Source organism: uncultured Pontibacter sp. (assembly GCF_947502515.1).
Classification (GTDB): domain Bacteria; phylum Bacteroidota; class Bacteroidia; order Cytophagales; family Hymenobacteraceae; genus Pontibacter.
On sequence record NZ_CANNAI010000011.1, the window covers coordinates 23,075 to 44,263 of the forward strand.

General features: G+C 50.1%; 21 protein-coding genes. 8 read left to right on the plus strand and 13 right to left on the minus strand.

The features are described 5' to 3' along the window. Positions 1-7: 7 nt before the first annotated feature. The 5 genes from Q1A54_RS19645 to hemG all read right to left on the minus strand — a co-directional run bounded on the left by Q1A54_RS19645 (position 8) and on the right by hemG (position 5,058). On the minus strand, positions 8-337 hold the full coding sequence (locus Q1A54_RS19645) for a DUF3817 domain-containing protein (protein ID WP_196116228.1): 330 nt from the start codon (positions 335-337) through the stop codon (positions 8-10). Between the two features lie 146 nt (positions 338-483). Continuing rightward, on the minus strand, positions 484-1,596 hold the full coding sequence (locus Q1A54_RS19650; protein ID WP_299991611.1) for a chorismate mutase: 1,113 nt from the start codon (positions 1,594-1,596) through the stop codon (positions 484-486). 263 nt (positions 1,597-1,859) lie between these two features. Further along, on the minus strand, positions 1,860-2,810 hold the full coding sequence (locus Q1A54_RS19655) for a TerC family protein (protein ID WP_299991613.1): 951 nt from the start codon (positions 2,808-2,810) through the stop codon (positions 1,860-1,862). A 150-nt stretch (positions 2,811-2,960) separates the two neighbouring features. Beyond that, the gene (locus tag Q1A54_RS19660) at positions 2,961-3,695 is read right to left on the minus strand and encodes a polyprenol monophosphomannose synthase (protein ID WP_007659642.1); all 735 of its coding nucleotides are present in this window, start codon (positions 3,693-3,695) and stop codon (positions 2,961-2,963) included. A gap of 16 nt (positions 3,696-3,711) precedes the next feature. Beyond that, positions 3,712-5,058 carry a protoporphyrinogen oxidase gene (gene hemG, locus Q1A54_RS19665; protein WP_299991616.1) on the minus strand — a complete coding sequence of 449 codons (1,347 nt, stop codon included), beginning with the start codon at positions 5,056-5,058 and terminating at the stop codon, positions 3,712-3,714. Positions 5,059-5,173: 115 nt separating this feature from the next. Here hemG and Q1A54_RS19670 point away from each other — a divergent pair, with 115 nt between their 5' ends. The 4 genes from Q1A54_RS19670 (at position 5,174) to Q1A54_RS19685 (ending at position 7,812) form a co-directional block, all read left to right on the plus strand. Further along, entirely contained in the window at positions 5,174-5,695 is a 522-nt protein-coding gene (locus Q1A54_RS19670) for an HAD family hydrolase (RefSeq protein ID WP_299991618.1), read from the plus strand. A gap of 98 nt (positions 5,696-5,793) precedes the next feature. Continuing rightward, on the plus strand, positions 5,794-6,777 hold the full coding sequence (locus tag Q1A54_RS19675; protein ID WP_299991620.1) for a hypothetical protein: 984 nt from the start codon (positions 5,794-5,796) through the stop codon (positions 6,775-6,777). A gap of 16 nt (positions 6,778-6,793) precedes the next feature. After that, entirely contained in the window at positions 6,794-7,366 is a 573-nt protein-coding gene (locus tag Q1A54_RS19680) for a GNAT family N-acetyltransferase (protein WP_299991622.1), read from the plus strand. Between the two features lie 8 nt (positions 7,367-7,374). Continuing rightward, a complete protein-coding gene (locus Q1A54_RS19685; RefSeq protein ID WP_299991625.1) occupies positions 7,375-7,812 on the plus strand; it encodes a hypothetical protein in 438 nt (145 codons plus the stop codon). A gap of 71 nt (positions 7,813-7,883) precedes the next feature. Here Q1A54_RS19685 and Q1A54_RS19690 read toward each other — a convergent pair whose 3' ends face one another. Both Q1A54_RS19690 and Q1A54_RS19695 read right to left on the minus strand, forming a co-directional pair. Next, complete coding sequence (locus tag Q1A54_RS19690) at positions 7,884-8,042, minus strand: hypothetical protein (RefSeq protein ID WP_155800585.1); 159 nt, start codon at positions 8,040-8,042, stop codon at positions 7,884-7,886. 90 nt (positions 8,043-8,132) lie between these two features. Further along, positions 8,133-9,527, minus strand: a complete 1,395-nt coding sequence (locus tag Q1A54_RS19695; protein ID WP_196116221.1) for an arginine decarboxylase — start codon at positions 9,525-9,527, stop codon at positions 8,133-8,135. Between the two features lie 170 nt (positions 9,528-9,697). Between Q1A54_RS19695 and rocF the strand changes: the two genes are divergently transcribed. The 4 genes from rocF to Q1A54_RS19715 all read left to right on the plus strand — a co-directional run bounded on the left by rocF (position 9,698) and on the right by Q1A54_RS19715 (position 14,287). Beyond that, a complete protein-coding gene (gene rocF / locus Q1A54_RS19700; protein WP_196116220.1) occupies positions 9,698-10,669 on the plus strand; it encodes an arginase in 972 nt (323 codons plus the stop codon). An 8-nt stretch (positions 10,670-10,677) separates the two neighbouring features. Beyond that, on the plus strand, positions 10,678-12,468 hold the full coding sequence (argS, locus tag Q1A54_RS19705; RefSeq protein WP_299991632.1) for an arginine--tRNA ligase: 1,791 nt from the start codon (positions 10,678-10,680) through the stop codon (positions 12,466-12,468). 223 nt (positions 12,469-12,691) lie between these two features. Further along, entirely contained in the window at positions 12,692-13,300 is a 609-nt protein-coding gene (locus Q1A54_RS19710; protein ID WP_196116218.1) for a glutathione peroxidase, read from the plus strand. A 51-nt stretch (positions 13,301-13,351) separates the two neighbouring features. Further along, positions 13,352-14,287, plus strand: coding sequence for a 1,4-dihydroxy-2-naphthoate polyprenyltransferase (locus Q1A54_RS19715; RefSeq protein WP_196116217.1), 936 nt, complete (start codon positions 13,352-13,354; stop codon positions 14,285-14,287). 17 nt (positions 14,288-14,304) lie between these two features. Here Q1A54_RS19715 and pncA read toward each other — a convergent pair whose 3' ends face one another. The 6 genes from pncA to Q1A54_RS19745 form a co-directional block, all read right to left on the minus strand. Next, entirely contained in the window at positions 14,305-14,913 is a 609-nt protein-coding gene (gene pncA / locus Q1A54_RS19720; RefSeq protein ID WP_196116216.1) for a bifunctional nicotinamidase/pyrazinamidase, read from the minus strand. Positions 14,914-15,032: 119 nt separating this feature from the next. Next, entirely contained in the window at positions 15,033-15,746 is a 714-nt protein-coding gene (locus tag Q1A54_RS19725; protein WP_196116215.1) for a PIG-L family deacetylase, read from the minus strand. A 99-nt stretch (positions 15,747-15,845) separates the two neighbouring features. Further along, positions 15,846-16,469, minus strand: a complete 624-nt coding sequence (locus Q1A54_RS19730) for a DUF5025 domain-containing protein (RefSeq protein WP_196116214.1) — start codon at positions 16,467-16,469, stop codon at positions 15,846-15,848. A gap of 77 nt (positions 16,470-16,546) precedes the next feature. Continuing rightward, positions 16,547-16,723, minus strand: coding sequence for a hypothetical protein (locus Q1A54_RS19735; protein ID WP_196116213.1), 177 nt, complete (start codon positions 16,721-16,723; stop codon positions 16,547-16,549). A gap of 91 nt (positions 16,724-16,814) precedes the next feature. Beyond that, positions 16,815-19,262 carry an outer membrane beta-barrel family protein gene (locus Q1A54_RS19740; protein ID WP_196116211.1) on the minus strand — a complete coding sequence of 816 codons (2,448 nt, stop codon included), beginning with the start codon at positions 19,260-19,262 and terminating at the stop codon, positions 16,815-16,817. Positions 19,263-19,567: 305 nt separating this feature from the next. After that, positions 19,568-21,001, minus strand: coding sequence for a DEAD/DEAH box helicase (locus Q1A54_RS19745; RefSeq protein WP_299991701.1), 1,434 nt, complete (start codon positions 20,999-21,001; stop codon positions 19,568-19,570). Positions 21,002-21,189 lie beyond the last annotated feature (188 nt).

A 21,189-nucleotide genomic window follows, 5' to 3' on the forward strand; every position in this document is an offset into this window, starting at 1 on the left:
GTTGTTGTTATGCAACCTGCTTTTGTTTAACAGGCTTCTCTTTTCTATTTTCCTCTTCCTTAAGTAGTTTCTTATCTAAAATGAACGGTCCGAATGGCAGGAGCGATGCGATTACCGCAGCCGCTACTTTCTTGATAGACCAGTTGTGCGTAAGTGTTACCTCCAGTACCGACACCATATACAATACAAACAGCACACCGTGTGCCCAGCCAGTATACTTCACCATCTCCGGCATACCTGCCATGTACTTCAGTGGCATGGCAATGCCGAGCAGGAGTAGGTAAGATATACCTTCGTATATACCAATGGTGCGAAGTCTTGAAATAGGGGTTCTCATAATGTATAGCTTTTGTTCAGCTGCAATTTAGCACTTAACAGCCGAGTTACCTGAATCGTGCCATTGGAAAAGAAAAAAGATGGGATTATAGAAATATTTTGAAAAATAAAGACACAGCTTTTTCACAAAATATCTTCATAAACCAATTACGAACTTAGTCCATAATTATACAAGTGTGTACGCGCATACTGAGAGCGTACTTCCTGGAATATGGTCTTCACAAAAGACTGGTCTATACCTGCGCTGCTGGCTTGGTGCAGGAGGTTTTCCAATACCAAATCCCAGCGTACCGGATCAGGCGTCTCAGCGTTCTGATCAGCTGGTTTGCCATAGTCGCCGAGCTGTGCTGTGACTTTGGTACGGCGTGACAGCAAAGTCAACAACTCGTCGTCCAGGTGTTCGATCTCTTTGCGCAACTTTTCCAGCTGGGCACTCTGCTTCAACTTCTCGGCAGGGGCCTGCTGTTGCTTCAAAGCCTGCAACAGCATGTGCAATTCCTGCGGCATGATCTGCTGTTGGGCATCGCTCAAGGCCGCAGCCGGGTTGTAATGCGACTCTACCATCAGGCCATCATACCCCAGGTCGAGGGCACGCTGACTCACCGGACGCAACAGACTGCGTCGTCCTGCTATATGGCTGGCATCGCAATACATGGCCAGGTCAGGCACCTGCTGGCGCAACTCCAAGGCATGCTCCCATTTCGGGTGGTTACGATAAGGAGCACTGTCGAGGGTTGAGAAGCCACGGTGCATGGCACCAAGCTCCGTGATGCCGCTGTTATGTAGCCGCTCCAAAGCCCCAAGCCACAAGGCCAGGTCCGGGTTTACCGGGTTTTTTACAAGTACAGCCACCTGCACGCCTTTCAGAACATCGGCAATCTCCTGCACCAGAAATGGGTTCACCGTCGTGTGGGCACCGATCAGCAGGATGTCCACACCGTGCTGAAGTGCCTGCTCTGTTTGGGTGGCATTGGCTACTTCACAGGCGGTGCGTAGTCCGGTTTCGGTTTTTACGGTGCGCAACCACTCCAGCCCAATAGTGCCTACTCCATTGAAGCTTCCCGGACGTGTGCGTGGTTTCCAGATGCCCGCTCTGAACACTGATACCCCTTTTACCTTTTTCAGGCCAAGGGCGGTTTGCAACATTTGCGCTTCACTCTCAGCGCTGCACGGACCTGCAATCACCATGGGGCGCTTCTGGCTTACCAACTGGCTCTGTTGTCCTGCTAATTTCATGCTGCTGTGTGCTGCTGTACTCATGGGTATATGTTATTTAGAATATGCCTTAAAACAAAAAAGCCCCGCTTGTGGCGGGGCTCCTTTGGTATCTGTGTATGTTGATGTTTTACCTAACGCACAAAGTTCTACCAGGGAGCCCCGTTGGAGGCACCAGCATAGAATTTGTAAAAATAGAGGCGTTAGCGAAAATCATTTCTTCTCAATTATACTGCAATTGAAGTTATTAATACTGACAAAAGCAAATATATGCAATGAATTTTAGTGAAAAACTTTAAAGCTCAGCTTTAAGGGAGCGTGATATCAGGAGGCGGTGGCAATTCTTTATCTTTCTTCGGGAAGAGGAGCGAGGCTACAATGGAAACTGTCAGAATAGTGCCTACGACGAGCAAGGCGTAGCGCATATCAAGATGGTAAATATCGCTCAGCAGCAGCTTGGCACCGATGAAAACCAGAATCAGCGACAGGCCATAGTGCAGGTAATGGAATAACTGCATGATGCCGGCCAGAGCGAAATAAAGTGCCCGTAAACCCAGCAGCGCAAATACATTGGAGGTATAGACAATGAACGGATCTTTTGAAATTGCCAGGATAGCAGGTATAGAATCGGCTGCGAACACCACATCGGTACTCTCTACCATGATCAGTACCAGGAAGAGTGGCGTGGCGTAGAGCTTGCCGTCAATCCTGGTGAAAAACTTGCCGCCTACGGCTGTTTTTGTGAAAGGCAGCTTTTGGCTGATCCAAACGATGAATGGATTTTGCTCAGGATGCAGTTCGTCATCATCTTTTGTGAAGGCCATTTTGGCACCGGTGTATACCAGAAAAGCGCCTAGAATGTAAATGATGAAGTGGAACTTGGCAATAAGCGCCACACCTACCAGGATAAAAATACCACGTAGCACCAAAGCGCCTATAATACCCCAGAACAGGATCTTGTGCTGGTACTGGAGCGGCACTTTGAAGAAATTGAAGATCAGGATAAAGACAAAGAGGTTATCGACGCTCAGCGACTTCTCGATCAGGTAGGCCGTCAAAAACTCCAGGGCGGGAGAGGGGCCTTTCCAGTAATAGATGATCGCATTGAACGCCAGCGACAACGCCACCCAAAAGGCGCTCCACAGCAAGGCTTCCTTTATCTTGACTTCATGCTCCTTTCGGTGAAACACAAAGAGGTCGAGACCCAGCAATAGCAGGATGAATGCGTTGAATATGACCCAAAAAAGTATGGTATCCATAGGCTAGCGAAACTTGACAGGTATAGACTTTCTTTATCAAATAGGAGCTATACCTAATCCGTAAAGTTAGTCGATTTAGCGAGGGATACGCAGCTTTGTGCTGAGAATATATTTTGAAAAAAATTGAAGCGTATCAGGTATAGCCGATAGCTAGTAGCGGTCAAAATGACGGAAAAAGCTATTCACCTTCATGCGGATCACTCCCAGTACCGCTTCCTTGAATATACCCTTCGACATCTTGGACTGGCCCTTGGTGCGGTCAGTGAAAATGATGGGCACCTCCTTGATCTTGAAGCCATACTTAAAGGTGAGAAACTTCATTTCAATCTGAAATGCGTAACCCACAAAACGAATCTTGTTGAGCTGGATCGTCTTGAGCACTTTGCGGCGGTAGCACACAAAACCTGCAGTGGTATCGGCAATGGGCATACCTGTGATCAAGCGCACATACAAGCTGGCGAACCAGGACATCAGCACCCGGCTCATAGGCCAGTTCACCACGTTGACGCCCTGCACGTATCGGCTGCCGATCGACATGTCGTGTCCTTCTTCGGCACAGGCCTGGTAAAGGCGCACCAGGTCATCGGGATTGTGCGAAAAGTCGGCGTCCATCTCAAAAATGTACTCATAACCCTGACGCAATGCATATTTAAAACCATGAATGTAAGCCGTACCCAAACCCAACTTGCCGGTGCGTGACTCGAGGTGCAGGCGTTCCGGAAACTCCTGCTGTAAGCTGCGAACAATATCAGCCGTGCCGTCAGGAGAGCTGTCGTCCACGATCAGCAGATCAAAAGGGTAGGGGAGTGACATCACCTTCCTGACAATAGCTTCAATATTTTCCTTTTCGTTGTAGGTTGGTATGATCACCAGCGAGTCATTCATACCGCAAATATAGTTATTAGGCTATTGAGCGGGAAGCGGCGCGGGTATTAATTTTGGCGGCAATGGCTTTGGCTTCGCGCACGCAGTCGGGTATCGAGACGCCGGCATACCAGTTGGCAGAAATGAACAGACCGTCGTGCTCGAGCACCTCTGCCATGTGGTGGGCATCTTCTATGTAAAGGTCGAATTGCGGCAGGGCGTGTCGCCACAGGTGCATGTGCTGGTATACGGGGGCCAGGGCCTTGATCTGGTAGGTTTGGCAAAGCTCCTGGTGCACCTGCTCGAGTAGGCTGCTTTCCTCGAGTTGGGCATGTTCGGCAAAGCGCGTGCCTCCTACATAAGATGTGATCAAAACCTCGTGAGAGCGGCAACGCCCCTCAAACAGGGAGCTCGTCCAGATAGAGCCCGACGTAAAAGACTGCTCTTCCCAGGGGTGGAGCGCCCCGAAGCCTTGCAGCGGATGCCCTACTTCGGCACGGTTATACACGGTATGCACCACAGCCATAGGCGGGTAATTGATGTTCTGGAGCGCTGCCGACATACCGGGGTAGGTAAACTCAATCAGCTCGGCTGCCTGATGGGCAGGAAGGGCCAGCACCAACTTATCATATTCCTCATTGTCATGGTCGCCGTTGGAAGCGCAGCTGATGATGAACTTGCCTTTGATGCGGGTGATGAACTCCACTTTGTGGTCGAGGTGCAGCGAGATCAGCTTGTCGGCAATGGCCTGTGGCAAGGTGGACATGCCGTTGCGGAAAGAGAATGCACGCTGGAAGACACCACGTTTCTTTTTCTGCACCATGCCTTCCAGCACCGAGCCATACTGCGTTTCCAGTTCTTTGAGCTCCGGATGCGCTTTGTTGACCAACAGCTGCCTGGGATCGCCGCCGTAGAGGCCGCTGATCATAGGAGCTGCCAGGTAGTCCATCTGCTTGACTCCAAAGCGTCGCTCGAAAAAATCCGAAACGGTTTCATTTTCTACTTCGGCTGGCGGCTGCTTCCGTTCCTGCAGAATCCTGTGCTTCTCTTCATTTGAGAACAAGTCGTTAGCCAGAAATGATTTGGGACTGGAGGGTACCGGGTACAGTTTGCTATTGTGTAGCACATACCTCTTGTTATTGCGCGGCGTCAGCGGCAGCAGCTCGGTCTCCAGTTTAAGTTCGGTGATGAGCTGCAACAGCTCCTCGTTCATTTGTAACGTGTTGGGTCCCAGTTCGAAGGTATAGCCATTTTTGCGCAGGGTACGCATGTTGCCACCCACCTCACTGCCAGCCTCGAACAGGTCATACGCTATACCCTGCCGCTGCAGGTAATAGGCCAAGGACAAGCCCGAAATTCCCGCTCCGATTATCGCTACTCTCATGATTTCTTGCTTGTAAGCTGTTAATATTTGTGCCTTTCTGCTGCAGTATTGCTGCCGGGGCATGCATATCCAACGTAATAATTCTAATTTTAGCGCCTCAACCTATAGACTGACAATGCAGCGAAAGTGCGTATTCCTGGACCGCGACGGTGTGCTCAACCGCGAACGAGGAGACTATACCTATACCCTGGAAGATTTTGAAGTGCTGCCGGGCGTGCCGGAGGCTTTGGCGCTTTTGAAGCAAAACGGCTTTTTGCTGATTGTGGTTACAAACCAAGGCGGTATAGCCAAAGGCCTGTATACCAAGGCCGATGTGATGGCCTGCCACCATAAACTGCAGGACGCCTGCGATCACCTGATTGATGCGCTCTACTACGCTCCATCGCACCCCGACTACTCCGAATCGCTCTCCCGTAAGCCCGACAGCCTGATGCTCGAGCGAGCCATCGCCAGGTATAACATAGACACTACTCAAAGCTGGATGGTAGGTGACTCACACCGCGACCTGGAAGCTGCTGAAAAGGTAGGTGTACGCTCTATTATAGTAGGCGATAAGTACAAACCTGGCAGCTATACCTGGCAGGTTAATGATTTGTGGGAAGCGGCGCGAGTTATTTTGGAGGAAGAAGGAAAATAAAGTTGGTATTGCCCTGTAATTTAGGATGCAACTAATGGACTTTCCATAGAGTCATTGTTATATTAGTGTGTGCATAATCTTTAAATAAGATAAAGTATATGAGAACACTTCTGGCTGTGGTGTTGACTTCGCTCTTTTTTAGTTGCGGTTCACATCTACCAATCCAAGGCAACGATTCCGAAAACCCTTCGGTACTGGCAGCAGATACCTTGCTGAAATTTGCGGCGAAGCCAGAAGCGGGTTTTAACTTCGAATATCTGGTCTATTTGCCCAAAGGGCTCCAAAGTGAGGTCACAAATCACCTCTTAGTGGAGACAACCAATACAGGGCTTAACGATACCCTTTCCTATCACGAAAAAGGAGCCAGGTATGCAGCGAGTGTTAGTTCGGTGGGGAATTTTGCGTCTAAGAAACTACAAATCCCCCTATTGGTGCCAATCTTCCCGAGATCACAAACTAACTGGGCCTACTATACCCACGCACTGGATCGGGACGTACTTTTAACAAATGAAGTAGATATAAAGCGTCTGGATTTGCAATTGCTGGCAATGGTGGAAGATGCTAAAAAACAACTGAGGTCAAAGGGCTACAAACTGGAAGATAAATTCTTCATGACAGGATTTTCAGCTTCGGGTACATTTGCCAATCGTTTTACGCTACTACATCCGGAGAAAGTAAAAGCTGCAGCCATGGGTGGGATCAATGGAATTGCCACCTTACCGGTTGCAGATTTAGCTGGAGAGCCCCTGTATTATCCGCTAGGTATAGCAGATCTGCAGGAAATAACCGGAAAGCCGGTGAACTTGGAGGCCTTCAGAAAACTACCTCAGTTGCTGTACATGGGCGAATTAGATGACAACGATGCGGTTGCATTTGATGATGCATACAGTGAAGAAGAGCGGGAGGTCGTTTACCGCCTGATGGGAAAGCAGCTTGTGCCAGAAAGATGGGAGCTTGTAAAGAAGGTATACCTGCAAAATAAAGTACAAGCAGATTTCAGAATATATCCTGATATTGGACATGGCACTGATTTGAGGATAAACAATGAAGTAGTGGAATTCTTCAGGCAGCACACAAACTGATTTAGCACAGTATATTATGACCTCATACAAATCATTTGAAACCGAGCGCCTGCTGCTGGTACCAACATCAGAAAAAGACGCTGCTTTTATGTTGGAACTACTCAACAGCCCGAGCTGGCTCAGGTATATCGGAGACAGAAATGTGCATTCGGTGGAAGAGGCGGCGGCCTATATCCGTAATAGGATAACCCCCCAACTGGAGCGGCTGGGATACACCAACTACACCGTCATCCGCAAATCGGACCGAGAGAAGCTGGGTGTTTGCGGACTCTACGACCGCGAAGGACTTGATGGGATCGATATAGGCTTTGCCTTTCTGCCGCAGCATGAGAGGCAAGGATATGCGCTTGAGGCCGCTCTGGAAGTAAAACGGGCAGGTATAGAGGAGTTTGGTATTAATCGGATCAAGGCAGTCACAGTAAAAAACAATGTAGCCTCACAAAGACTGCTGGAGAAACTAGGCCTGAAGTATAGCAAATTAGTACAGCTGCCGAACGATCCGGAAGAGTTGCTTTTATACGAGTTGAAAGTCGATGACGAGGCAACACACGCAAAGCATACCCACATCCATCCTGAACCAATCACATAGCAATCAACATGAACCCAATCCTGAGAAACATCCTGGCCGTTGTGGCTGGCGTCGTGGTCGGCAGTGCCGTCAACATGAGCATCATAATGATGAGTGGTGCTTTTATTCCGCCACCGGCTGGTGTGGACACCACTACATCGGAGGGCCTGTCGGCAGGGATGCACCTGTTTGAACCGAAGCATTTTCTGATGCCCTTTCTGGCGCACGCCTTGGGCACCTTGGTGGGTGCTTGGGTGGCAGCCATGGTAGCGGCTACCCACAAAATGAAATTTGGGTTAGGTATAGGCGTTTTCTTTCTGGCCGGAGGGATAGCCAGTGTCTGGATACTGCCTTCGCCGGTGTGGTTCGCAGTTGTTGACCTAACCATAGCCTACCTACCCATGGCTTACCTGGCTGGGCTGCTCGTCACCAGAGGGCGCAGGAGCACAGTAGTGATACCTGCTTAGTGAAAATGTATAGCAAAAAAAAAACCGGCCTTTAAGCCGGTTTTTTTATATCCATAGGAAATCCGCTCGGATTAGCCTTTGATCACTTCAGTTTCCTGCACAAGGTCAGTTGCCGGGGCGTTCTGCTCAGACACCTCAACGCTGGCAAAGTTATAGGCTGGGCAGTAGGTCTTGCAAGAAGTCATACCCAGTGCCAGGATGAATGCGCCGAATGCTGCTAATTTCTTCATGATAATATAGTTAGGTAAACGATGGTAATCCAAAAATACAATTTTTACTATAAATGCAAAACAGTATACGCAAATTTAACGCGTGCGGTCTTAAATTTCGTATCCCAATATGTTCAGCATCGATTCATAAGTCTGCTCTGGCGCAAACTGCCAGCTGATAAGCTTCCCCTCCTCGTCACGATCCACCAATATGTGCTGTGGCGAAGGAATCAGGCAGTGCTTGATGCCACCATACCCGCTTAGCTGCTCCTGGTAGGCTCCGGTGTGAAAGAAACCAATGTAAAGCGGCTCATCTTTTGGCGCTTTCGGCAGGAACACCTGGAAGGAGTGCATCTCAGAGTTATAGTAGTCCTGGCTGTCGCAGGTCATACCGCCAAGCTGAATCTTGCGATATTCCTTGTTCCAGTGGTTGATCGCCAGCAGTGGCCAGCGTTGGTTCAATGCCCAGGCGTCAGGCAGGTTGGTAATAAACGAACCATCGATCATGTACCAAAGTTCCTTGTCGTTCTGCAGCTTCTCGTCCAGGATAGAGTAGATGTTAGCGGCACTCTCGCCTACGGTAAAGATGCCAAACTCTGTGAAGATGTTCGGCTCCGGCACACCCTCTTCCTTGCAGATTCGCTTGATCGTACGTAGAATCTCCTCAGTCATGTACTGGTAGTTGTAGTCTGCCTGAATGGAGGTTTTGATCGGGAAGCCACCGCCAATGTCGATAGTGTCCAGCTCCGGGCATACTTTTTTCACTTCGCAGTATTTGTGCACAAAGCGGCTCAGCTCAGACCAGTAGTAAGAGGTGTCTTTTATACCTGTGTTGATGAAGTAGTGCAGCATCTTGAGCTCAAAGCGCTCGTCTGGCTTTATCTGCTGCTCATACAGGTCGATCACGTCGTTGTAGCGCACACCTAGTCGGGAGGTATAGAACTCAAACTTCGGCTCTTCGTCCGAGGCCAGGCGTATACCTACTTTGGTCTTCGTGTTCACGTGCTCCTTGTAGTAGTCTATTTCGCCCAGGTGGTCGAGTATCGGCATACAGTTCACAAAGCCATCGTTGATCAGCTCCGAGATCCACTGGCGGTAGCGCTCACGCTTAAAGCCGTTGCAGATGATGTAGGTGTTCTTGTCGATTTTACCCTTCTTGTGCAGAGCCCGCACGATCTGCATGTCGTAACCCGATGAAGTCTCGATATGAATACCGTTTTTGAGAGCTTCCTCCATCACGAATGAGAAGTGCGAAGCCTTGGTGCAGTAGCAATAGGTATAAGTACCCTGGTAATCCAGTTTCTGAATGGCATCGTTAAAAAGACGCTTCGCCTTCTGAATCTGAGAACTAATTTTGGGCAGGTATGTTAATTTTAAAGGAGTACCATACTGCTTGATCAGGTCCATCAGGGGAATACCGTTGAAGTACAATTCGTTGTTTTCTACAGTGAATTCTTCCGTTGGGAAATCAAACGTTTGGTGTATTAGGTCAGTGTATTTATCCATTATGGTGCTTGTGCTCTTAAGAAAACATGCAATATTGTTCGTTATTTACCATCTTTGCAAAAACTTAGTTCAATTTATATGAATCGTTCATGAAATTGTTCCTATTAGGCTCTTTATAGCCGGAAAATTTTGTGAAAGATGGAAGCTAGCGATGCAGAACATATAGATCTATGAAAAAGATTAAACTTATAGAAGTCAGGTCAGAGTTGGGTGCCGGAACACGCGGAGCGAGCATGGGAGTTGACGCCTTGCGGGTAGCATGCTGGGACAAAGGCTGCGACTACTTCAAGCGTTTCAACTCGATCAGCGTACCCGACCTTAACTATACCCTGTTCGACAGGGACCTGTTCCCGAATGCGCACCGCATCGACAGTATCCTGACGGTGCAGAAAAACATTGCCAATGCCGTAGAGCAGACACTTGAGCTGGACATGTTTCCACTTGTGCTGTCCGGTGACCACTCCAATGCCCACGGCACCATAGCAGGCATAAAATCAGCATACCCGGACAAGACGCTGGGTGTGATCTGGGTAGACGCACACGCCGACATCCACTCGCCGTATACCTCGCCTTCGGGCAACGTACACGGTATGCCGCTTGCCATGGCGCTCAACATCGACAACCTGGAGCGGCAGATAAACGACCCGGCACCAGAAACCGTTTTCTTCTGGAACTCGCTCAAGAAGTTGGGCTATGACGGTCCTAAGCTGAAGCCCGAGCACCTGGTATACATTGTAGTGCGCGATACCGAAGAGCCGGAAGATTACCTGATGACCAAACACGGCATCAAGAACTTTACCTATGCTGAGCTGAGTAAGAAGGGGCCGGAGCAGGTAGCGGCCGAAGCCCTCGGACGCCTGCAGGACTGCGATATTATCTATGTGTCCTTTGACGTGGATAGTCTCGACTCGAAGTTCTCGAAAGGAACCGGTACCCCCGTAGAGGTGGGCCTGACCGTAGAGGAGGCGAAGCTGCTGAACTACCACCTGTTGCAGGACCCGCGCATTGTGTGCTACGAGATGACCGAGATCAACCCGACGCTCGACACTGAAAACACCATGGCTGAGAACGCTTTCGATATACTCGAGACAGCCACCGACGCCATTTTACACCGAGAATTTAATAAAACAGCTATACATTAATTCACTTAATGCAACTTCAAAACGCCATCAGCCAAAGCATTAGCCAGGCACTTCAGGCTTTGTTTGGCCTTACTGTTGACGCTTCTACTATCGCCCTCCAGCCAACCCGCAAAGAGTTTGCCGGCAGCTTCACGTTCGTAACTTTCCCTTACACCAAGCAGGCCGGCAAAGGCCCTGAGCAGATCGGGGAGGCATTGGGTGCTTACCTGAAAGAACATGCCGCCGAGGTGAAGAACTTCAACGTGGTGAAAGGCTTCCTGAATCTGGAAATAGAAGAAGAGGTATGGGTGCGCCTGTTCCGCGACCTGATGACCAACCCTGCGCACGGGCAGGCGGCTGACTCTGGCAAGAAGGTGATGGTGGAATACTCTTCGCCAAACACGAACAAGCCGTTGCACCTGGGCCACCTGCGCAACAACTTCCTGGGCTATTCGGTGTCGGAGATCATGAAGGCCAACGGGCATAACGTGATGAAGGCGAACCTGGTGAACGACCGCGGTATCCACATCTGCAAATCCATGCTGGCTTACCAGAAAATGGGCAATGGCGAAACCCCGGAAAGCAGCGGCATGAAAGGCGACCACCTGGCTGGCAAATACTATGTGCTGTTCGACAAAGCTTACAAGGAGCAGATCGATGAGCTGGTAGCCGGTGGCATGGACAAGGAAGAGGCGAAGAAGAAGGCGCCGCTAATGCTGGAGGCACAGGCCATGCTGCAGCAGTGGGAGCAGGGCGACGAGGAAGTGGTATCGCTGTGGAAGACCATGAATGGCTGGGTATATGAAGGCTTCGATGCCACTTACCGCAACATCGGCGTTAATTTTGATAAGTTCTATTACGAGTCTGAGACTTATACCCTGGGCAAAGAGCGTGTAGAAGAAGGTCTGCAGAAAGGCGTGTTCTTCAAAAAGCCAGACGGATCGGTATGGGTTGACCTGACCGACGAAGGCCTGGACGAGAAACTCTTGCTTCGCTCTGACGGCACTTCGGTTTATATCACCCAAGATTTGGGTACAGCCGAACTGAAATATAATGACTTCCCGTATGACCAGTCGGTTTACGTAGTGGCTGATGAGCAGAACTACCACTTCCAGGTATTGAAGGCCGTGCTGAAGAAGCTGGGCAAGCCATACGCGGAGGGCATCTATCACCTGTCTTACGGCATGGTGGACCTGCCATCCGGCAAAATGAAATCAAGAGAAGGCACCGTAGTGGATGCCGACGAGCTGGTAGCCGAGATGATCGACACCGCCCGTCAGCAGACAGAGGAGCTGGGCAAGATTGAAGGCTTCACGCCGGAGGAAGCACAGCAGCTGTACCATACCCTGGCCATGGGTGCCCTGAAGTACTTCCTGCTGAAAGTGGATCCGAAGAAGCGCATGCTCTTTAACCCGCAGGAGTCGATTGACTTCCGTGGCAACACAGGGCCGTTTGTGCAGTACACACACGCTCGTATCTCTGCCATCCTGCGCAAGGCTGGCGAGATGGGTGTTGCCGTGGATGCCGCCTCTTTTAGTGACTTCAACAACCTGCACGAAGCTGAGCAGGAGGTAATCGTGCAGCTGGTAAACTATCCGGAGGTGGTGAAAGAAGCTGGTAAGCTATACGCTCCGTCTGTGATCGCGAACTACGCCTACGAGCTGGCCAAAGCCTATAACCGTTTCTACCAGGAGATCTCGATCTTCAACGAGACAGACGAGCAGGCCCGCAACTTCCGCATTGCCCTCTCTGCCATGGTAGCCCGCTTCGTACGCGAAAGCATGAGCCTGCTGGGTATAGAAGTGCCGGAGCGAATGTAAGAACTAGGTATAGCGGTTAAAGGAATGTAGGTATGGCGCGGGCGTCCTCGCTCGTGCCTATTATAGTGGGACCTCTGGGCTCTTTGGCTATACATAAAGTAACTTACGGGGTACAGGCTCCAAAACAGCTAACACGAGTGTGGATGCTCACGCTACAGTGAGTTGAAACAAAAACAGTATTTTCCGGTTAAGCCGCATATACGTATACCTAAACCACAAAAACATGAAGCGTACCGCACAACTTTTAACCGCAGGTCTTGTACTAGGTATAGCAACTGCCTGTTCAGGTGGTTCAAACACAAACAGCCCGGCAACAGCTACAACGACAGACACTATGGAGACACAAGCATCTCAGACGACACAGAGTTCTGACTTCTATTCTTTTAAGGTAAACAGCCTCGAAGGACAGGCAATCGATTTGTCGAAGTTTAAAGGCAAGAAAATACTGGTTGTGAATACAGCCTCGGAGTGCGGCTATACCCCACAGTATGCCGACCTGCAGAAGCTCCACGAGACGCATGGTGATAAGGTGGTGATTCTGGGCTTCCCGGCAAACAACTTTGGCGGACAGGAGCCCGGCTCAGAAGAGGAGATTGCGGCTTTCTGCCAGAAGAACTACGGTGTGACTTTCCAGATGATGGAGAAGGTATCCGTGAAAGGCGATGACCAGCATCCGCTTTACAAGTGGCTTGCCAAAAACAGCCCGAACAATGAGGAGCCAGGCTGGAACTTCAGCAAATATTTGATCGACGAGAACGGCAAGGTGGTTGCCTTCTATCCGTCAAAAGTGAAACCGATGGGAGAGGAGATCCTGGCGGCGATTCAGAAGTAATGACGTCAGGTATAAGCATTGGTGCTATACCTGATTTTTTAGAGAAATACCTTGAATACAACACAACACATTCCGCAGAATCCAGGTCTGGTAAAGGCCTGGATTTCCGCTTTTAGGCCGCGCACGCTGCCGCTGGCTTTTTCCTGCATCGGTATGGGAGGCTTTATGGCGGCGGCCTACGGCGCTTTCGATGCGGTGGTGGTCGGCTTGTGCGTACTCACCACACTTTTCCTGCAGATACTTTCCAACCTCGCCAACGATTACGGCGACTCCATACACGGTGCCGACAGCGTGCACCGGGAGGGGCCGAAGCGGGCGGTGCAGGCCGGGCACATCAAAGCTGAACACATGAAGAAAGGGATGGCTGTTTTCAGCCTGCTCTCGCTGGTGTCGGGCTTGCTGCTGCTGTGGGTGGCTTTCGGTACCGAAGGTATCTACCTGTTCCTGGTCTTTCTTGCTCTTGGCCTGGCATCTATCTGGGCTGCCATTAACTATACAGCCGGCTCCAAACCTTATGGTTATGCCGGCCTGGGCGATATCTTCGTGTTCATGTTCTTCGGATTGGTGGGTGTGCTGGGTACTTTCTTTTTGCAGGCGCAGTTGCTGCCCATGCTGGTGATCCTGCCGGCTATGGTTTGCGGCTTCTTCTCTACGGCAGTGCTCAACGTGAATAATATCCGGGATATCAAATCGGATGTGCTGGCGGGCAAGCGCTCCATACCTGTACGCCTCGGGCCAGTGCGGGCACGTGTCTACCATACTTTCTTACTGGCAGGGGGTGTGCTGAGTGCAGTGGCCTATGTGCTGCTCAACTTCCACAGCGTGTGGCAGTTTCTGTTTGTGCTGGCTGTACCTCTTGTGTTGGTCAATGGCGTGAAGGTATGGCAAAAGCAAACGTCAGCAGAGCTCGACCCATACCTGAAGCAGATGGCGATTACGACCATGTTGTTTGTACTGCTTTTCGGGATAGGCCAGGTGGTGGCTTGATCAGTTTTGATCAGTTGCTAAAGCAGGTCGCTGCTCTGTATGATTTTTCCGCCGCTGGCCAGCATGTCGGCACGTGCAGCGGCATAGCCTTCCTGACTGATCGGGCGGGTCGCATCTTCAATGAAATACTTCTCAAACCCTTCGCCCAGGGCATCTTTGGCAGAGTAGTACACACAGTAGTCGGCGGCCAGGCCAGCCAGGTAGAGTTGCGTCACGCCTTTGCCACGCAGGTAGTCTGCCAGCCCCGTTGACTTGAGACGGCCGTTGTCATAAAAGCCGCTGTAGCTGTCGATTTCCGGATTAGTGCCTTTCCTGAAAATAGCCTCAATCTTTCTGGTTTCAAGAGCAGGAGCGAGGTCGGCTCCGGGTGTGCCCTGCAGGCAGTGGTCGGGCCAGAGCACCTGCGGTAGCCCGAGTAGCTCGGTCGTTTCAAACGGGCTCTTCCCTTCATGATTTGAGGCAAAGCTCTTGTGATCAGCCGGATGCCAGTCCTGCGTCGCCACCACCAGATCAAACTGCTCCTGCAGCCGGTTCACAATAGGTATGATCAAGTCCCCTTCCGGCACAGCCAATGCGCCGCCAGGCAGAAAATCGTTTTGTATGTCGATCAGCAAAAGTGCTTTCATAATTCAGGTATAGGTATAGCCCCTAAGGATACGCTAAAATAAGCATTGGCTTCCATTTAACACCATGTTATACCTTGCCTCCTCTTTTAGCCAAATGTCAGCTAGTCTTTTGTTCAAGGCTAAAGTCCATCCGTTAGGTTAGCCAGTGGAGGTTTATGGTCCTCCTGATAAAGTTCGAAGTAGACGGTATCGCCGATCGACTCCACCACATTGGCCTGCTTGATCACGTCCTGGTAGGTGTCATAACAGTTCAGTGCCTTTTTCATGATTTCTATGTCCTCGGGTCGCAGCTTCACTTCGCAGTCGATAAGGTCGGGCCTGCTGTGCTTCATCAGGAATTTGCCGGATTGCAGCGGCTGTTCTGTTTTGTTCGGCAGCGTCAGAAAAGCTAGCCTTTTCAGGTAGTCGGAACCGCCTTCTTTCATCTCCAGGTATACCCGCTTAACGACGGCGTGCATCACGAGGTGATCATGAAAGCCGCTCACCCCATGTACCGGGTACGATACGATGACCTGCGGTTCTATCTGCCGGATATGCGCCTTTACCACCTTTTCAATCTCGCGTGGGTCCATCTCTGCCAGTTTACTGTCGGGCAGGTCGAGCACCGTCATGCCTGTCAGGCCGAGCACCCGCTCCACGGCCAGCATCTCCTTATACCTGACATCGCCCATCTCTTCCACGCTCAGGCCCAGTTCGTGCCGTACCTTGGTGGCGCCGCCCCTGGTGAGGGTGAGCAGGTATACCTGGTGACCTTGCTCCAGCTGCTGCCACATAACAGGGGCCGGACCGAAGGATTCATCATCGGGATGCGGGAAGATATAGAGAATGCGCATGATGGAGGTTTTGGTTTAAGTGTTTGGATGCTCACTTAAACGGTGAAATGCGCCGGAACGGTTTACAGGATCTAGGCAAATCAGGTTTAGCAGAATATTCTATAGGCTACAGTGGTTTGGATTGTAGCTGTTTGGCTTGTTAAACTTGAAATGTCCCTTTTCAATTCTGATAATTTCCTCCGGGTTTTGCTCATGATAGAGGATGCCTTCGAAGCTTCCTTTTATGCTCTGGAGTTTGACAAAGCCAGACAGCGGCAATATTTCATCTACCTTTACCTGCAAGGAATTCTGCATGTTCACATACCTGGTAGAAGTGCCATCGGCGTGCGTGATCAGGTAATAAGCATAGGAGTCGAAAATTTCTTGATAAGTGCCGGTCGTGTGGTAAGTGCCCTTTTTATCTACTCCTGTAATTTGAATCTCCAGGAAGTCGTCTGCTTGCATGTCGCTCTTGCCGGAGTTGCTGTGTGCTGTAATTGTAAAAGCAGGGGAGGAAATGTCGTTTACTGTATGAACTGACCAGGCACCATTAAACCTGCTTCTGCACTTATCGCCGTCAATCGCTGTTGGCACCCAGTCCTGTCCGTCTAGCTGTAAGGCGAGTTCATTCAGAGGAGAAGGCTCCTCCGGACCAGGCGCCTTTTTATCACAACTCATCGATAAGAGCAAGGTCAGGTATAGAAAAGCAAGTGATCTGATTTTTTGAATAGCCGTCGTTTGCATTTATACCTGTTTAGTGATGAAAACTTAAGGTAGTATACCTTGTCGTTTTGATTTTGTTAGAAGCCTATATTTTCATTTTACTCAGCTTCTTGGTCTTTCTTTTTTGCCCGAAGCAGGTAAGTAGCTGAGATGATCCAATCATTGTTGTTGTAGGTATAATAATAGCTGGTCGCATTGTGCTCCCCATAGCTTAGTTGACCTCCAGCATGATAAGTAAAGGACACTTTGATATGCTCACCAATGGAAGAAGACAAACCGGCAAATTAAAAAGGCTGCTTGCAAGTTTTTTAAGTAAGACCAGGAACCACCTCTTCGAGCGGCCCCCGGAGCTGACCTAACAAAATTTTAATTCGCACCGCCCCCGCCTGACTGCTCTCCGGCTTTCACATCGTCATTTTTAATGCCACGCTTCTTGCGGGCAATGTCTCCCTTCAGTTTGCCGAAGCGGTAGTTGAAGGCAACGCTGTAGCGTCGCATCACATTAAAGTTCTCCTGAACCTGTGTAAAGCGCGGGTCATTGATCTCGTTCACGAAGCGACGGTTCTTTTGAAACGGACTGTTCACTGAGAAGCTCAGCGTTGCTTTGTTGTCTTTCAGGAATTGCTTGCTTACAGAGAGGCTATTCCAGATATAACCGGCTGAGCGGCCCTGCAGCAAAATGCGTGACGAATAATAGCCAATGTTGCCGCTTGCCCGCCAGCCCTTGTCGAAGCGGTAGCTCGAGTAGCCGAACACATTGTAAGTGAAGCCCTCGTTGTTCTGCGGCACGCCGTCGATGACGCTGGTCAGTTTCACGTAGTTGGTAGTGGAGTTCAGGTTAATGCTCAGCTTCTTGAACAGTGTAGTGTTACCGCTCAAAGAGAAACCATAAGTCTGGTTGCGGCCTATGTTGCCATAGGTGGTACGGGCCACGGTGTCAGCTCCAAGCGTGGTATAGCTCTGGATGGAGTTGTTGGTGAAGTTATGGAAGATGCTTGCATTTACAGATGTTCCCTTCACGAAGGTGTTATAAGCCAGATTGAACACATTGTTTGTGGCCGGATCGAGTTTCGGATTACCAAAGCTGATGTTGCGCGGGTCGATCTGGTTTACATACGGGTTGAGGTAGTAGAGACTCGGACGCTCGATGCGCTGGGTATAGGACAAACGCATGGTGCTGGCCCCTTTCAATTTGCGCGACAGGGTGATATTCGGGATCAGGTTGAAGTAGTCAGGAGTAGCCACTGTGCCTGATGACTTAAAGTTTGCGTCGATTTTAGTCTCTTCCAGACGTGCACCGGTTTTCAGACCCCAATCGCCTTTTTTGAGGCTGAGAGAGGTATAGGCGGCATAGATATCCTGGCGGTAGTCGAAACTGTTGGTCAGGTTCTCGTCGATCACAAAATTGCCCGTTTCAGGGTTTTGGTTGCTGTAGAAGTAATCGCTGCTGTTCAGTCGTAAGATAGTTTTCACGCCAAACTCGAGGGTATGCTTTTTGATCGGCTGCACATAATCAGCCTGCATGGTGTGTTCTACTGAACTGCCATCATTGTCCGTCTGGCTTACCTGACCATTGAAGTTGAGTACTGGGTCCAGTATGAAGTCTGAGCCGCTGCCATTGCCGCTATTGCTTAGCCTGTAAGAAAGCGTGAAAAGCTGATCTTTGTTTTTCTTGAAGGTGCGCTGGTAGTCAGCACCAAAGTCGCTGCCCCTCCAGGTAAAGTTGCCATTGTTCAGACGCGTGTAAGCCTGGGTCAGTGCACCGGTGGAGTTAAACAGATCGACACGCTGCGCCAGTGTGTTATTGCCATTGTTCATGTTCATGCTGAAGTTGGCCGTGAACAGGTTTAGTGTGTCCATCTCGTAGCTGAACTCACCGCTCGCGTATTGATAGGTATTGTCGTTTCGGCTTTCTCCAACCTGCTGCAGTACTGTCTGGCGTATGTTGTCTTCACGGTACAGGTTGTTGCTGTTGGCCGGGCTATAATATGAGCCAGTTCCAAAATAGCCAGAGAAGCCTGCCTTGCCTACTTTGGCAGTCAGGTAGCCGCCAAAGTTGCTTCCCCTCGGGCTGGATACCTGCGCATTTACAGAGCCATTATAGCCACCGATGTTCTTTTTGTGCGTGATGATGTTGATGATGCCGCCCACGCCTTCGGCTTCGTATTTGGATGGCGGGTTGGTGATCACTTCAATGCTTTTGATGGTACTGGCTGGCATGCTACGGAACACGTCCTTCGGGCTGCGGACAAACAGTGATGATGTTTTGCCGTTGACAAGTACCCGGTAATTGCTGTTGCCATTCAGTTTGATGTTGTCCTCAGCATCCAGGCTCAGTAGTGGCACCTTGCGGAGCATGTCCAGGGCCGTCATGGTCTGGCTTTCGGGGTCGGCATCTACGTTGTAGGTGAGCTTGTCGATATCCTGCTCCACCAGCAGCTTCTCCGTCACGATCTGCACTTCCTTCAGTTGTTTGGCCGATGAAACCAGGGCTAACCTGCCCAGGTCGATGGTCGTGCCGGTAAAAGCTGGGAGAGGCAGCACTTTTGTCTTGTAGCCTACATAGGAGAGCACCAGTTGGTATTGCTTCAACTCAAGGCCCGTCAACTCAAAGGAGCCATTGTCTTTCGTGAAGGTGCTTTTGATTGCCTGGTTCTTTCCTGCTTCCTGCACCACTACCGTGACGTAGTCCAGAGAGGCCTGTGTTGCAGAATCGGCTACGATGCCTTTGATGGTGCCTGTCGGTGCTGGTAACTGAGCAAAAGCCGGGCATGCCAGGCACCAGAGGAGTGCCAGCAGTAAAGTTTGTTTCATATAGAGTTAAAAATGGTTAGAATGACACTGGCAGTCTTTGACCCTAAAGCCAAAGCCCCTCACTTCATATTAGACCGAGTAGAGAATAAGTGTAGTGAAGTGTAATGGTAACGAGTAGAAAGATATTAAATAATATATATTAATCTGGAAATATTATATGAAAAGCTGTTTTCTGTAGATGAAAACAGTATTTATACCTATAACTTTAGTTATGCAGGCAGAATAATGGGCTGAAGAGGCGTGTGACTAAGGTATAGCCCATGTTAAACAGAAAGGGCCCCTCCGGTATGAGGGGCCCTTTCTGTTTAGTTATTGTCTTGTGAGATTGGCGGCTTGCTGTTCTGTGGATTAGAATCGTTCGGCTTCTTGCGGTTACGGTTCCTGTTACGATTGCGGTTTGGCTTCTGACCGCCTTCCTGTCCTTCTGCCTTAGGCGTGCCTTGCTCACCTCTTGGCTGTGGGTTAGCTGCCTTTATGGGTCTATTGTTGCCCTCTTTGTGAGGGGCTGTACCTTCCGGCTTTGGTCCTCTGCGGCGATTGCGGTCTCTGCCACCGCCTTCACCTGAACGCTGGCTACCGCCTGGTCTTCCTCCACCTGTTCTTGCGCCGCCTTTGCCGCCACGGCCACGGCCCATGTCACGACGGGTCGGGTCGAATACCGGAGCTGGGCCAAAACCCTCCGGAAGCGGAAGCTTAGGCAGGTCACGCTCGATCAGCTGCTCTACCTTGCGTACCCGGTACATGTCATTTTCATTTACAAACGTGATGGCCATACCTGTAGAAGCTGCACGGGCTGTACGACCCACACGGTGCACATAGTCCTCTGCATCCTGTGGCATGTCAAAATTCACCACATGGCTCAGGCTGTCGATGTCTATACCTCTCGATAGAATATCTGTAGCTACCAGGATCTGGTACTTGCGGTTCTTGAAACCCTGCAGTGCTTTCTCACGCTCCTCCTGCGTCAGGTCCGACATAATACCTTCGGCCTCAAAGCCCATTTTGCGCAGCGAACGCACAATCTGGTTTACATTCGACTTGCGGGATGTGAAGATGATCATATTCTGCACTTCCAACTCCCGGATCAAATGCTCGAGCAAAGGCAGTTTCTGGTTGTCGTAAGTCAGGTATAAACGCTGGTCTATACCTTCGGCCGGCTTAGAGATAGCCAGGTTGATTTCTTCAGGCTGCTGCAGGATCTGCTGTGACAGGTCACGAATCTTCTTCGGCATGGTAGCTGAGAAGAGGAGTGTCTGGCGTTCGGCAGGTAGTGCACGCACTATTTTCAGGATGTCATCCATAAAACCCATGTCCAGCATCTTGTCAGCCTCGTCGAGTACCAAGTACTTTAGCTGGTCCAGTTTCACGTAGCCCAGGGCCATGTGCGACATCAGGCGTCCTGGCGTGGCTATGATAATATCGGCACCACCGGTGAGGGCACGCTTCTGCTGCTCCCACTCGTCGCCTTTGCTGCCACCGTAGATGGCGATAGAACTAACTGGTGCAAAATAGCCCAGGCCTTCTACCTGTTCATCAATCTGTTTTGCCAGTTCGCGGGTAGGAACCAGGATAAGGGTACTGGTGAAGTCGTAGTTAGCGTGCGAAATGCGATCGATCAGCGGCAACAGGTAAGCGGCAGTCTTGCCGGTACCTGTCTGTGCGCAGGCGATAATATCCTTCTGCTCCAATATGAGCGGAATGGCCTGTTGCTGTACCGGTGTCGGAGTATTGTAACCCATCGACTCAATTCCGGTGATCACATCTTCGTGAAGGTTGAAAGAACGAAAATCCAAAGTTATCTCTATAAAATTATTTTTATGCCTTAGCGGCCTTTAAACCGCATTTATTGTGGTAAAGATACGTTTTTTTTACCTTATCTGAGAAAAATTTAAAAGGTTATGTTATTTATATTGAAAATTATATTAAT